The 13,906-nt window shown below is 44.5% G+C and carries 14 protein-coding genes and 1 riboswitch; of the genes, 6 read left to right on the forward strand and 8 right to left on the reverse strand.

Features of this window, described 5'->3' with window-relative positions:
* Positions 1-2: 2 nt before the first annotated feature.
* On the forward strand, positions 3-1,448 hold the full coding sequence (locus tag WJR50_RS08230; RefSeq protein ID WP_341292771.1) for a DUF1501 domain-containing protein: 1,446 nt from the start codon (positions 3-5) through the stop codon (positions 1,446-1,448).
* Positions 1,449-1,475: 27 nt separating this feature from the next.
* Here the strand turns inward: WJR50_RS08230 and WJR50_RS08235 are convergent, their stop codons facing one another.
* On the reverse strand, positions 1,476-2,939 hold the full coding sequence (locus WJR50_RS08235) for a sulfatase (RefSeq protein WP_341292772.1): 1,464 nt from the start codon (positions 2,937-2,939) through the stop codon (positions 1,476-1,478).
* Positions 2,940-3,153: 214 nt separating this feature from the next.
* On the opposite strand from WJR50_RS08235, the gene WJR50_RS08240 reads away from it, so the two are divergent.
* The 4 genes from WJR50_RS08240 (at position 3,154) to WJR50_RS08255 (ending at position 7,406) form a co-directional block, all read left to right on the forward strand.
* Positions 3,154-4,902, forward strand: coding sequence for a tetratricopeptide repeat protein (locus tag WJR50_RS08240; RefSeq protein WP_341292773.1), 1,749 nt, complete (start codon positions 3,154-3,156; stop codon positions 4,900-4,902).
* A gap of 134 nt (positions 4,903-5,036) precedes the next feature.
* Positions 5,037-5,531, forward strand: a complete 495-nt coding sequence (locus WJR50_RS08245; protein ID WP_341292774.1) for an RNA polymerase sigma factor — start codon at positions 5,037-5,039, stop codon at positions 5,529-5,531.
* A complete protein-coding gene (locus WJR50_RS08250; RefSeq protein ID WP_341292775.1) occupies positions 5,521-6,147 on the forward strand; it encodes a hypothetical protein in 627 nt (208 codons plus the stop codon). The genes WJR50_RS08245 and WJR50_RS08250 overlap by 11 nt, the downstream gene beginning before the upstream one ends.
* A 146-nt stretch (positions 6,148-6,293) precedes the next feature.
* Positions 6,294-7,406, forward strand: coding sequence for an acyl-CoA dehydrogenase family protein (locus tag WJR50_RS08255; protein ID WP_341292776.1), 1,113 nt, complete (start codon positions 6,294-6,296; stop codon positions 7,404-7,406).
* Positions 7,407-7,485: 79 nt separating this feature from the next.
* Here WJR50_RS08255 and WJR50_RS08260 read toward each other — a convergent pair whose 3' ends face one another.
* The 6 genes from WJR50_RS08260 to WJR50_RS08285 form a co-directional block, all read right to left on the reverse strand.
* Positions 7,486-8,877 carry an MATE family efflux transporter gene (locus tag WJR50_RS08260; protein WP_341292777.1) on the reverse strand — a complete coding sequence of 464 codons (1,392 nt, stop codon included), beginning with the start codon at positions 8,875-8,877 and terminating at the stop codon, positions 7,486-7,488.
* Positions 8,878-9,153: 276 nt separating this feature from the next.
* The gene (locus WJR50_RS08265; protein ID WP_341292778.1) at positions 9,154-9,420 is read right to left on the reverse strand and encodes a Trm112 family protein; all 267 of its coding nucleotides are present in this window, start codon (positions 9,418-9,420) and stop codon (positions 9,154-9,156) included.
* Between the two features lie 9 nt (positions 9,421-9,429).
* On the reverse strand, positions 9,430-10,071 hold the full coding sequence (locus WJR50_RS08270) for a thiamine phosphate synthase (protein ID WP_341292779.1): 642 nt from the start codon (positions 10,069-10,071) through the stop codon (positions 9,430-9,432).
* 97 nt (positions 10,072-10,168) lie between these two features.
* Positions 10,169-11,233 carry an AIR synthase-related protein gene (locus tag WJR50_RS08275; protein ID WP_341292780.1) on the reverse strand — a complete coding sequence of 355 codons (1,065 nt, stop codon included), beginning with the start codon at positions 11,231-11,233 and terminating at the stop codon, positions 10,169-10,171.
* Positions 11,230-11,958: a class I SAM-dependent methyltransferase gene (locus tag WJR50_RS08280; protein WP_341292781.1), complete on the reverse strand. Its 729-nt coding sequence runs from the start codon at positions 11,956-11,958 to the stop codon at positions 11,230-11,232. Before WJR50_RS08280 ends, WJR50_RS08275 begins: the two co-directional genes overlap by 4 nt.
* 72 nt (positions 11,959-12,030) lie before the next feature.
* A riboswitch (TPP riboswitch) is annotated at positions 12,031-12,126 on the reverse strand.
* Positions 12,127-12,262: 136 nt separating this feature from the next.
* A complete protein-coding gene (locus WJR50_RS08285; RefSeq protein ID WP_341292782.1) occupies positions 12,263-12,511 on the reverse strand; it encodes a DUF6364 family protein in 249 nt (82 codons plus the stop codon).
* Between the two features lie 43 nt (positions 12,512-12,554).
* On the opposite strand from WJR50_RS08285, the gene WJR50_RS08290 reads away from it, so the two are divergent.
* Positions 12,555-13,094 carry a hypothetical protein gene (locus WJR50_RS08290; protein WP_341292783.1) on the forward strand — a complete coding sequence of 180 codons (540 nt, stop codon included), beginning with the start codon at positions 12,555-12,557 and terminating at the stop codon, positions 13,092-13,094.
* A gap of 40 nt (positions 13,095-13,134) precedes the next feature.
* Here WJR50_RS08290 and WJR50_RS08295 read toward each other — a convergent pair whose 3' ends face one another.
* Positions 13,135-13,887, reverse strand: a complete 753-nt coding sequence (locus WJR50_RS08295) for a phytanoyl-CoA dioxygenase family protein (RefSeq protein WP_341292784.1) — start codon at positions 13,885-13,887, stop codon at positions 13,135-13,137.
* Between the last annotated feature and the right edge of the window lie 19 nt (positions 13,888-13,906).

The raw sequence follows: 13,906 nt of genomic DNA on the forward strand, positions 1-13,906 counted from the left end.
TTATGGGAAATAATAAACATATCATCCACCGTCCCCTCAGCCGCCGTGAAATGCTGGCTACCTGCGGTAGTGGTTTTGGCTCACTGGCTTTTGCCAGCCTCTTTGGCGGCCTGGGAGCAGCCTGCACGGAAGTGGAAAGACTTTCTCTGGCAACGGCCCAAGCAAGAGTCTCGCCTCATTATATTCCTAAAGCCAAGCATGTGATATTTCTATACATGGATGGTGGCGTATCTCAGGTAGATTCTTTTGACCCCAAGCCACGGCTAGCCAAAGAAAATGGTGAAGATCCTTACAAGAAATTTAAAGTAGATAACACCCAGTTTGACAATATTGGCAAAATTCTCAAAAGCCCCTGGAGCTTTAAGCAGTACGGTGAATGCGGCATGCCAGTCAGTGATTTGTTTCCCCACATCGCCACCTGCGTAGATGACCTCGCCCTGATCCGCTCCATGACTTCCGACTTTCCCGAGCACACCAATGCCAACTATTTTCTGCATACTGGCAGCGGCTTGCAGGGACGCCCCAGCATGGGCGCCTGGGTGACTTACGGTTTGGGCAGCGAAAACGACAACCTGCCCGGCTATGTGGTACTGGATGGAGGGCTGGTGCCTCCCGGTGGACTGGATAACTTCAATAGCGGTTTCCTACCCGCTTCATACCAGGCTTCGGTACTCAAAGGGCAGGCCGTACCCCTGGCCAACATCCAGCCTTTGGAAAACAAAGGTATACAGGATGCTAAACTGAATTATATCAAACAAATGGATCAGAGCCTGATGGGTAAGCTGGGGCATGCCGATGCTGTAGAGTCAGCGATTTCCAATTATGAACTGGCTTATCGTATGCAGGCCTCTGTACCCGAACTCACTGAGTTTGATTCAGAAAGTAAGGCTACCAAAAAACTCTATGGCTTTGAGTCTGACGATCCGCATACCCGGGGTTATGCCGCACAGTGCCTGCTGGCCCGGCGCTTGGTAGAAAGAGGCGTACGTTTTATTGAACTTACCTGTCCCAGTGTGGAAGCCGACCGCTGGGATCAACATGATGACCTCAGAGATGGGCACGAGCGCAATGCCCATGCGGTAGACCAGCCCATTGCCGGTCTGCTCAAAGACCTCAAAGGCCGGGGGCTGCTGGATGAAACCCTGGTCGTCTGGACAGGAGAGTTTGGCAGAACACCTTTTGCTCAGGGCACCAACGGGCGCGACCATAACCCTTCTGCCTTCAGTATGTGGATGGCGGGTGCAGGTATCAAGGGAGGAACCATTTTTGGGCGTACCGATGAGTATGGCTACCGGGTAGAGGAAAACAGAGTCAGCATCCACGATCTGCATGCTACCATGCTGCACCTACTGGGTGTAAACCATGAAAAGCTAACTTTCCATTTTAGTGGTAGGGATATCCGCCTGACCGATGTGCACGGACATGTAATTCATGATGTGCTGGCTTAAACCATTATTTTATCAGGATTGACAAAATCACTCTCCTACCTCACTAATAAGCTGCTGTTCATAGGCAGCATCGTAAGCCGGATTTTTTTCTGTAGGCACAGGCGCATGGGTTTGCTGCCGCCAGTCTTGCAGTATTTGGTATAGTTCCTCTGCTTTCTCAGGATACTCCTCTACCAGATTTTGCCTTTCACCGATATCTTCAGCCAGATTATAGAGTTCAAGACCTCCGTCCTCAAAGTACTCATGCAGTTTCCAGTCGCCCATACGAATGACCGAGCCGGGACGGGTACGAAACAAAGGGTCACGGCCATCATCCTCCTGCATATCATAGGCTTGCAGGTAGATAGGAAAATGCCAGAATAAAGGGCGCTCCGCAATACTGTCTCCGTAAAACAGAGAAGAAATATCATTGCCATCCAACAATTTATTTTGCTGTTCTGCGCCTACGATATTTTGTATCGTAGGATAAATATCCAGATTAGTTACTGGTACACTACACTGGCTTCCGGCTTTAATGTTTCCTGGCCATGATACCAGCAGAGGAACCCTGATGCCTCCTTCGTAGTAAGATCCTTTCCCGGCTCTCAGGGGTTGCTGGCTGGAAATAGAGCGAATCCCACCATTATCTGAAGTGAAGATAATCAGCGTATTTTCTGTTAGCCCCAGACTATCCAGTTGATTCAATAGTCGTCCCACATTTTCATCCATAGAAGCCACCATGGCGGCATAATCCGCACGATCTTGTCCTTCCGCACCCTCTTTATTTGCAAACCTTGCTATGAACTCCTCTTTGCCCATAATGGGCGTATGTACTGTGTAAAAAGGCAAGTAAAGAAAAAAAGTGGAATCCTGATACTGCTCTACAAAACTCATAGCTTCCCTGCTAAGTCGGTCAGTGAGGTATTCGCCTTCCGGCCCATCGCTAAGATATTTTACATTGTAAGGGCTGAAATAGCCGTTTCTTCCGGGATTACCGTTACGGCTGCCCCCCACATTTACATCAAAGCCTTGTGTTCTGGGGTCTTCGCCCAGATGCCATTTACCAAAAGTTCCCGTCACATAGCCTTGGTCGTGAAGCATCTCCGCCAGTGTGTAGACCGAATCGGCCAGTGTTTCTGTGTTAGGAACAGGAATAATTCTGCGCGTTCTTTCATCTCCTCTGTCAGAGTTGGCTACCGTATAAATTTGATGGCGGGGCGTGTTCATTCCGGAAAGTAGACAGGCCCGACTAGGGGCGCAGTTGGCCGCTCCGGCATAAGCTTGCGTAAAAAGCATAGAGCGAGATGCCAGCTTATTCAGATTTGGCGTTTCATAAAATTCACTCCCCATAAACCCCATGCCTGTCCAGGCCGGATCTTTCCAGCCCAGATCGTCAACGTTGATGTAGATAATATTAGGAAGGTGTTCATTTTTATCTTCACTGGCTGAATCACAAGCCATAAATAAAACAGCAAAAAAGAGTGAGGCCAGGAGAAGTTTAGCTTGTGTCATAGTAATTTTAAAGACATGGAATGTATTAAGATGCTTCTCCAATATAAAAGAACTTAAGCATCAAGCTACTTCACTTGTCATAAATATACTATAACAAGGTTTAAGTATATGTTCACCTTTTGTCTACCTGCTCGGGTGGAATGGTATACCAAAAAGGTGTATCTTATCGCTTCCTTTACCCTCTTGGGTATTTGCCCACACCTATTACATGCTTATGAAAAAGCTGATTTATCTCCTGATTTTCCTCCTATCTATAGATCCCACTTTTGGGCAGGTAGAAACTTATGAAATAGACTCTCTAAAATCTCTGCTCAACATATTTCCTGAACCCGGTAAGGATCGGGCAGATCTTCTGGCCAAGATCAGCAGAAATTACTGGATCAGCTGCCCAGATAGCTCTGAAGTATATGGCATGCAAGCTTTAGATTTGTCTACTGCCCTCCAGTATCCTGAGGGGATGGCTTATGCTAACCGGGTAGTAGGTGTGAGTCATTGGGCCCGGGGAAATCATGATAGCGGCCTAAAATATGTATTAGATGCACTTACACTTTATCAGTCATTAAATGATACTTTGGGAATAGCTAATGCTACCATGAACCTGGCGCTGGTGTACAGAGATCAGGAAGACTACGACAATGCTTTTCCCCGCTTTTTTCTCGCTTATGATGTCTTCAAGAAGTTGGGTAGAAAAGACCGCCTGATTAACACAGATAACCACTTAGGGAAAGCCTATTACCGCATTGGACAGTACGAAAAAGCCAGACAATATTTTAATGAAGCATTCACGCTTAGTCAGGAAATCAACTTTTTTTACGGGCTGGCAGACTCTTACCATAATCTGGGAACCCTCAGCCATAAGCAACAACAGCTAGATACGGCTCTGGCGTATTATGAAAAATCTCTGAAAATTCAGAAAAAAATAGATGATTGGGAAGGGGCTGCCCATAATATGCTCTCCATAGGCACGGTATACGCTGACATGAACGACTATAAACTGGCGGAAGAAAAACTTCATCTGAGTAAAGAGTGGGCACATATTGTGAGTTCTAAAATGATTCTGAGCGATATTTATTTAAAACTAAAAGAAATTTATGCTGCCCAGGGGAAATACCAGCAGTCGCTCGCTTATTTTGAAGCTTATGCTGCCATGCAGGATAGTGTACTGAATACCCAAAAAGCCCGCGAACTGGCCCGGATAGAACATCAGCACGAACTGGAGAAGAAGGAACAGCAACTTACCATACAGGACCAGAAAATTGCCCTCTTAAAACAAGAAAGTAAAATTAAAGTGTTGTGGGTTTACTTGTTGGTTATCGGTATTATCCTGGCCGGAGGCTTGGTATTTTTACTATTCCGCCTGCAGCAGATAAAAAATGAAAAAAAACGTGCACTGCTGGAAAAACAACGAAGGCTTGCAGAATTTGAACTTGAGAACACCCGCCTCAAAGAAGAAGAACTGACACAGGAACTAGAGCATAAACATAAAGAGCTTACCAGTTACTCACTCAACTTCATCCAAAAGAACGAACTGGTAAATGACATTAAAGAATCTATTCAACTGCTCAAAAAGAGCTCTGACCAGACTACCCGCAGCAAGCTGGATCAAATTCAAAAGATGCTCAATACTAACTTTCAGATTGACCGGGAATGGGAGGATTTTCGTGTACATTTTGAGAAAGTACACCAGAGCTTTTTTGATCTCCTGAAGCAAAAATTCCCTGAGATTACTTCCAATGATCTCAAACTCTGTACTCTGATCAGGCTCAACATGAACCTGAAAGAATCAGCCCGCATTTTGGGTATCTCACCCGAAAGTGTAAAGACGGCACGTTACCGCCTGCGTAAAAAACTGGGACTGGACAAAGAGCATAACCTAAACCAGTTTTTACTTCAGCTGGACCCAAATTCCCAGTCTAAAGATGCAACCATCAGGTATCAGAATGGTACTTTTAGCAACAATTAGGTGAGCCAACACAGCCATTCAGTCCACAGCTAGGTTAGTCAAACTGAAAGGTAGATAAGCCTGTAGGATAAAAAATTTCTTCCTTCCCCTAAGTTTTTACATCTGTCCACGACTAATAGATAAAGCTGAATCCATTGAAGGAAGAATTTATCGACAAAATCACTGCGCATGAAGCTATCATTTACAAAGTATGTAAGATGTATTGCCATAGCAGTGAGGATCGTCAGGATTTGTTTCAGGACATCGTACTACAGTTATGGAAGGCCTTTCCTAAGTTCAGAAAAGAGGCCAGACTATCCACCTGGATGTATCGTATCGCGCTGAATACAGCAATTACCCGTCTGCGCAAAGAAACCAAAAAACCACTTCCTCAGGACATTGACCAGGATATTCTGCAAATACCCTCACCGGACTTATCGGTAGAGGAAGAGCTGTTCAGTAGCATGATGCAGGCCATTGACAGGCTTTCGGATGTGGAAAAAGCCATCACGCTTCTGTATCTGGAAGAGCAGAGCTATAAAGAAATCGCACAGGTGATGGGGATATCCGAATCCAATGTAGGCTATAAAATCAACCGGATTAAGAGTAAGCTGAAAAACACCATACAAAAAATTCACGATGGAGCTTGATGACCTAAGAAATACATGGCAGGCTCATCTCAGTCAAGAGAAAGAGCATGCCCGGCCTTTATCAGAACATTTTAATGAAAAAAACATGAATGTATCCAACGCATTATCCAAACTGAGTAGTACGACCCTCTATTGGTGGAAACTTACTAAGGTTTCCATTATACTTTTGTTTGCTTGTCTCCTGTTGAATGTAGTACTCTTTTTCATTTTCCCGGAAAGGTTTCAAAACCTGGAGCATGCGCTTCCGGTTTTTGGCATGGTGGCCTTGTTTGGGCTCGTTACCTTGTGGGCCTATTATGAACAGGTGAAGATATTTGATATTGCGGATGCTGCGAATATCAAAGCAGCTTTAAAGAGTACCATGGGACGTTTTAAAAGATGGTACCTACTCACCACGCTGATCTATGTGATTGTCTTTCCGCTGATTTATTATATAGTCGTTAAGGTTGTGCTGCAACTGTTTCAGGTAGAACTCTCCCTGCTCACAGAAGTAAGTATCAGCGGGGTTATGGCTGTAATTTCTCTCTTAGGCAATCATCTATATTACAAAAAGACCTATTTCAAATGGCTACATACGCTGAATAAAAACCTGGAGGAACTTGAGGACACGAAGTGAACATTCATTGCTACCTATCTGTTTTTCTTATGATTGCTCTTCAACAAAATCAACTCATATCCTCGTAATTCAACGCATTGATTGTTTATTTGCTGTCTGAATCATTTAGGAGCAAGCTTGATAAGAGTTTTAAACTTTTGCCTTATATGAATTTTTTACAGCACCCCACAGCGCTATTGTCTGCTGCTATTATTGAAGAAATTAGAAAGCTTGCTCCACAAGCTGAGCAACAAAAAAAGCTTACGCAGGAGCAACTTTCGCTGATATATCAGGAAGAATGGCTTCGGCTGTTTATTCCCAAAAGGTATCAGGGGCTGGAAATGTCATTACCGGAGGCTTTACAGATACTGGAAGCTTTGGCCTATGCCGATGGAAGTCTGGGCTGGACGGTTAACCTGGCAGCGGGTGCAAACCTCTTTGCCGCCTATATTCAGCCCACTTTGAGCGAGCGTATTTATACTGATCCTAAGGCTTGTACAGCAGGTAGCGGAGCGCTTTCCGGCATTGCTACGCAAGTGAAGGGAGGCTATGAAGTAAAAGGGAGTTGGAAATATGGCAGCGCCTCCCGCCATGCAACCGCTTTTACTGCCAATTTCAAGCTGAAAACGGATAGCACAAATGATACCCCTGACTTTTACTCTTTCGTCTTCTTTCCTGAGGAAGTGCGTATCAAAGATACCTGGGATTCTTACGGCTTACAGGCTACTTCCAGCCATGATTTTGAGATTGATCATGTACACGTACCTGAAGAAAGAATTTTCAGCTTACTCAAGCCTTCTCCTTATGAGCAGGGGCCACTTTATCGTTTTCCTTTTATGCAATTTGCCGAAGTAACCACCTGCCTGCAACTGACGGGAATGGCCTGCCATTTCTTTGATGAAGTCAGCGCATTGCTGACGCACAAAAAAGGAATGCAGGGAGAAACCCTGAGAGATAATGGTAAAGTAAAGGATACATTAGCACAAGCGGAAGCCCAACTGGAATCTTCACGAAACTGGCTGTATTCGCTGGTTCATGAAGCATGGCAAGCTTGTGAAAACAATAAAACAATTCCTGAAGAGTTGCTTAGAAAAATCAGTTTATCTGCCAAGCATGCTGCTCAGGCTGCCCGCAGTGCTGCTGAAATGATTTACCCTCTGGCCGGAATGAGTGTGCTCAATCCCGAAACTGATCTCAACCGTAGCTGGCGGGATTTGCACACTGCCTCCCAGCATGTTTTACTTTCTCCGCTGGGATTTGGTGAGGTGGGAAAGTTTTGATAAAAAAACTGAGTAGAATATCATGAATGAGATCTTTATAACTCATATGTTCTACTCAGTTGTATAATAACTCAAGCATTTATACCTTCATCTCCTTCCATTTGCCTTTCTTGAAAATCCACAGGCTAACCAGTGCATGCAGGGAGTGGCTGATGGCAATAGTAATGTATACGCCCAAGGCGCCCAGATCAAAATATATAGCCAGCAGATAAGCCAGAGGCAGTTGTAGCACCCACAGCACACCCAGGTTGATAAAAGTAGGTGTACGGGTGTCACCGGCTCCGTTAAAAGCCTGCACGACTACCATGCCGAAAGCGAAAAAGATGTATCCCAGACAAAAGATTTTCAAAGCAGTAGCGCCAGCCTTTACCACTTCTGCTTCAGGAGAAAACCAGCCTACAAAAATATCAGCGGTGAATAGGAATAACACGGAGACAACACCTAAAAAATAGACGTTATATTTAGCCGTATACCAGACAGATTTCTCCGCTCTGTCGGGAAATTTTGCGCCCAGATTTTGCCCTACCATAGTCGCTGCCGCATTGGACAACCCCCAGGCAGGTAAAAGAGTAAACATTACCACTCTAAAAGCAATGGTATACCCTGCCAGCGCAACACTGCCAAACTCCGAAACGATGCGTGTCAGGAATATCCAACTGGCAGAATCTATCAGAAACTGTCCCATCCCTCCGGAGGATACCTTGATGATATTAAGCACAGTCTTCCATCTTAATTTGACGGACTGCCTGTCCAGTCTGATGCGTGTACTTCCTTTCAACAGATGGTATAGCTGGTACAATACACCTATGCTCCTACCAATGGTAGTGGCCCAGGCTGCCCCCTCAATGCCCATTCCTGGGATGATCCACAAGCCAAAGATCAGCAAGGGGTCCAGAAAGATATTAATACCGTTGGCAATCCAGAGGGTACGCATGGCAATGGCGGCATTGCCTGCTCCACGGAAGGCTCCATTGATGATAAAAAGCAGCATGATGCTGATATTACCGGCAAAGATAATCTGCGTATATCTCGTGCCTTCAAGCAGTATTCCCTCGCTGGCTCCCATCAATTTCAGCACCTCAGCTCCGTAAATATATCCTGAAATACTTATGAGTAAAGAAAAGGCTGCACCTAGCAAAATTACCTGGAAAGCTGCTGATGAGGCTTTGCCAAAACGCTTCTCACCCACTCTACGCGAAATCACCGCAGTAGCTGCCATACTGAAGCCTATACCGATGGAGTACACAATGGTCACCACCGACTCGGTCAATCCTACAGTGGCTACTGCATTGACGCCTAACCTTCCCACAAAAAAGATGTCTACAATGGCAAACAAAGACTCCATGATCATCTCCAGAATCATGGGTACTGCCAGATAGAAAATTGCCTTCCTGATACTTCCGGAAGTATAGTTATCGTAATCGCCCTCCAGGGCATGTCTGAAATGATATAGTAATTTTGTAACCCGCATATGTATGCAAAAACATAAGTCAACAAAAGCTCAATTGAGCTAAGAAAAAACCTTGGTAAAACCTTCTGAAGAAAGTACAGGGAAAAATCAAACGATCAGCAATAGCCTTATCCGTTGAGGATAAGTATCAGCATTGCCAGTTTAGAGAAAGGGGGAGACGTTGCTCCCTGACTATATGGTGAGTCTTAACTTCATAATGACACAAAGCTAAGCCTTTTTTTGCGGGTTTGGTAGACTTATATGTGAATTCTTTGTTACGAAATGCTAAAAAAATGCTTACTCTTTCAATAACAACATTTTGGCACTGCCCTCTTCCAGTTTCATGCCCCACCTTTCCAGTATAGGTGCTTCCAATGATTTCTCCCGATACTCATCCGGTGTCATGATAGGAATGCCATAGACAATTGGATAATATCGCTGGCAATCCGGGCAAGTCAGTAAACCCTCAATGATCTCTCCGTTCTCATCTTTCAGAAAGACCTGTAGATTAAGATCTGATTTGTCTATTGGGCAGCAAAGTTTCTTCAACAATGATGTATTCATAAGTTTGTGTTATTTAATCGTTTGTAATGCGTTTTGGTAAGCAGTAGCCGAATGTTTAGGAGAATCAGCACTCAGAATTCCTGATATCACTGCCACGCCATTGAAATCCAGTTCTTTGAAAGTCGCAAGATTTGCTGTAGTGATGCCTCCCGAAAGAAAGAGGGGCATTTGTGTGATGGCTCGGGCCTTCCGGACTGTTTCCGGCCGCACAATCTCGCAGCTGTCTACCGAACTGGAAGGAAACATGGAACAGAAAGAGACATAATCAAAATCATTTCGTTCAGCCCACTCAATCACTGCCAGGTCATTGCTACAGGTAATCCCACCAAGGAATATTCTGCCAATCTCCTTTTTGATAGCCTGGTAATTTTCAGGAATGCTGTCAAAATGAACACCCTCTAAAGCTGTGTGCTTTAGCAATTCCCATTCTTCATTGATCAAAGTAGGTACATGATACTGGGTGCTGATTTTTAGAATGGCTTCTATCAATTTCTTTTTATCTGCTAATGCAAAGTGCTCCGGCCAGTGATTCCAGATTTGCAGCACCTGCACACCGCCTTCCAAAGCCTGCGCTACCTTTTCCAGCAGCACTTGTTCATCCATCGCCGGATCAATAACCAGATAAACCCCTCCTTTTATTTTTATTTCCATCTTTTCTTAATTGTTAGGGTGCGGCAGTGTTAGAGTGTTATGGTTGATAGTGTTCTATTAGAAAAACTATAACACTATAACACCCAGAACTATAACACTATTTCAACCCGTTTTTCAATGCTTTAAAAAATGCACCCCAGTAAGGGTCATTTCCGTCAAAAGAAATTATTTTCTCTTCCTCCTTTTCTATCATCCTGAAACCCTGCTCCGCTTCTGTCATTTCACCTACAATAGTGGCTCTGATATTTTTGGATGCCAGATGATTCACTAAACCCTGCTCCTTTCCTTGTTTCACTGCCATGATCATGGAGCCAGCGCCTATGCAGTAGCGATGGTCAATGTCAAACAATTGCGTAATCTGATCAGGTGCTTCGCCTATGGGAAGCTTATCATTGTGCAAAATAAAACCACAACCGGAAGCCCCAGCCATTTCGCAGATGGCACCCACCACCCCACCTTCGGTTACATCATGCATGGCTTTGAGTTCGGTGTTGGGCTGTAGGATTTCCACAGCAGCCAGGGCATCGGGTAAAGAAGAGGTCTGGTAGAAGTTCTCGCAGGCAGTTTCGTAGATTTCTTTACCCAGTTTGCTTTTCACCGTTTCTGGAAAACTCATGGCCAGAATGGCAGAAGAATTCAGCGCCGTTTCTTTGGTCACCACGATCACATCACCCGGCTGCGCCTGATGGCTGTTGATGATTTTGTCCAGCGGAGCCGTCAAAAACATGGTGCCTCCTCCAGAAATGGTGGAGTTCTGCCCTTCAATCTGCCCCGTATGGCCGCCAGTAATATGCACACCGATCTGCTCACAAAACAAATGGATGTGCTGCCAGTATTCCTGAAAAGCCTGCTTCGAGAGGCTGGTCGGCAGATTCAGCACAAACTGTGCATACATAGGCGCAAAGCCGGTAGTCGCCATATCATTGGCCAGCAGATGTACCGACAGCCAGGCCGACTCTTTCAATCCCAGCGACGGGATGAGCGAAAGCGGATCGCTGGACACCGCCATGCCCAGGCCGTTGCCCAGATCAATCACGGAAGTATCCACGCCATATTTCGGTCCGACCAGCACTTCATTTCTGGAATAGCCATTATAGGGCAGCAGTATCTCCTTGAAAGAGGCACTATTGATTTTGCCGGAATTGTCTTCAAAGGCACTCATTCCACATCGTTTAGGCGTACATGCAGTCCAAAGAAATCTCCATAAGGCAAGCCCCATTGCTGCACCGGAAACCATTTGGGCAGTCCGGTAGTCGTCCACTCAATCGTATAATCTCTGCCTTTCAAAGCTTCTTCAATGATTGCCATCAACTTTTTAGGCGTATAGAAAGTAGCGGTGACGTAGAAAGGATTTTTGCCGAACATCTCCTGTATTCTCCTGCGGGCTACTTTGGGAGAGTTGCGGTTCATCATGCCAAACACAATACCGTATTTGCCTACCCGCACGGCTTCGCGAATCACTTTTACCGGATCTTTATAGTATTCAAAAGTAGTGATGAACGCCAGGGCGTCAAAAGTATGGTCTTTAAAGGGCATGTGGTGAGAATCGGCCAGCACCAGATCACCGTCAAAGAGGTGGGCGCCCTGTCCCAGCATAAAAGGAGAGATGTCGCCGCCGCTGGCCTCAATGCCTATCTCGTGCCACCAGCGGGTAAAGCGGGTAGTACCGCAGCCAAACTCCAGCAGCGTTTTCACTCGCTCATCTTTCTTAATGAGTTGGCCGATGACTTTTTTCTGCCAGATCTCGGCACGCTTGTAGCGTCCCTCGTACCAAAGTTCGTAGGTGTCGGTATGTTCGCGGTTGAAGAACCATTCTTCGCGTCCCTGCCACTGCCGTAGTTCCTGGGTGACAAGGTCAAATTTCTTCTGTTCTATCTCTGTACTCATAGCTAATCTTTTAAAAAATAAAAAATGCCACAACCCGGATCATACAGACAGGCAATGGCAATTAGTCAGTGATTAGCTAATAAGGTCATTTCCTACGCTGGTATTATCCAGATCAGGTCATGGGTGTAATCTCAGCCAGACTTTCGTCCAGCACCCCAATGATGTATGCAAGGTATAAAAATTTGTGTAAAGAAAAAGCGATAACAGACTACTCTCTGCTTTGAAAACGTATCAGATAATCTTTAGCCGTCATTACCGGTAACTTTGCAGCTTTAAAGTCTTTCAAGTTTCTGGGTATGACTCTTTACTTCTGCTGATATTTTTTAGATAAATAATCTGCGTACTCCCTTTTATAATCCTTTTCCTGAGTATCAATTATCCCTGTTAGGCTTTCTACCAAAGGAGTAACTTCAATAGATGATCTATCCTCTGCTGTGAGCATGTGCAAATAATCCTCCACCATTTTGGATACACTGGTATGATGAGATTTTGCATACTGCTTAGCACGCTCTATAATCGCTTTATCCAGTTTTAATGTTAATTTAGTATTCATATAAGTTGAATTCAAATATTGATAGTTTATTGAACCAAGCATAATGAAAAAAGTCATACTATTTATGATGCTATTAAATCCGGCTATTATTTATGCCTGTGTTTGTGATAAGTTGGAAAAGCATGATGTAAATGCGTTGATAAAAGAAGCCGATTTTGTAGTTATTGGTAGGGCGATTAAAAACATTCATCACCAACCAGAAACCGCACAGTTTTTTGATTCTAAGAATCAAGGTTCTAACGTCTTGTTCGTAGTCGATTCAATAGTTAAAGGAAAACTGCAAAAGGACACCATTTTTATCAATCAATATACTCAAGGAAGTTGTACAGCAATCTTTGACTTTGACAATCAATATTTAATAATAGGAAATGAAATTTCAGAGTACAAGAAAATTGATACAGACAGTAACGATATGGTAATTCCTATTACTACAATTAAAGATGGAAGTATGAAAATATCTAGCAAAGTTGATTTTGATTATAAATTCTACCAGAGTCTGACAGACCAGTATAATACTGTTAGTACAAGTGATTGTAGAACATTTAATGTCAACTCACAAAAATATGAGAGCTTATTTAAATAAACATGGCACTTAAGCTGATAAGCTTTATTAATATATAATTTCACTTCCTCCTTACCTCCCTTTCTCCGGTATGGTCGTAGCCCTGCTCTCGCTCTAATGCAATCATTTGCTGCGGCCTGAAGTTGGTGATGAATGCTCTGCGCCTATGGGCGGTGGTATTGCCCCTACTGTAGTGCAATGTGCCTCCCTGATGCAGCACACCATCTCCCGCCTGAAGCTCAACGGCTACCCCCTCTTCTTCAGAAGCGTCACATTCTAAAGCTCCCCCTCCTTTACCTGCCGGACGATGAGGGCGCATAGGAAACTGATGAGATTGAGGCACATACCACATACAGCCATTATCAACGGTAGCATTATCCAACGCCACCCAGCAACTCACTGCCCGCAGATCGGGCATGTCAATCCAGTAGGCACAGTCCTGATGCCAGGGGGTAGGAGTATTGGAAAAAGGGGCTTTGTCAATCAGCATATCAAAATCCAGCGCCATGTCATCTCCCAACAGGGCTTGTGCTATTGCTAAACTTTGCTGATGCAAAGGCTTATTCAGCAAATCAGGGACCAGTCTGCTGGGCACCATAATTTGGGTAATCCGTTCTTTAACACCTACTGTTTTTTCCTCTTCCACATGTCCTCCCAGATCGGAGCGATAGCGGGAAGCATCAATTTTATTCTCCAGGAAGTCTTCATATAGCTCACGGTAATAAGTGAGCTGGTCAGCGGTAAGTAATTGAGGAATCTTTAAGTAACCCTCTTCTTCAAAAAAACTTACCTGTTCAGAAGTGATGATAGCCATATATTTAAATGAGCCTGTT

Origin of the sequence: Catalinimonas locisalis (genome assembly GCF_038039535.1) — a bacterium.
Taxonomy (GTDB): domain Bacteria; phylum Bacteroidota; class Bacteroidia; order Cytophagales; family Cyclobacteriaceae; genus Catalinimonas.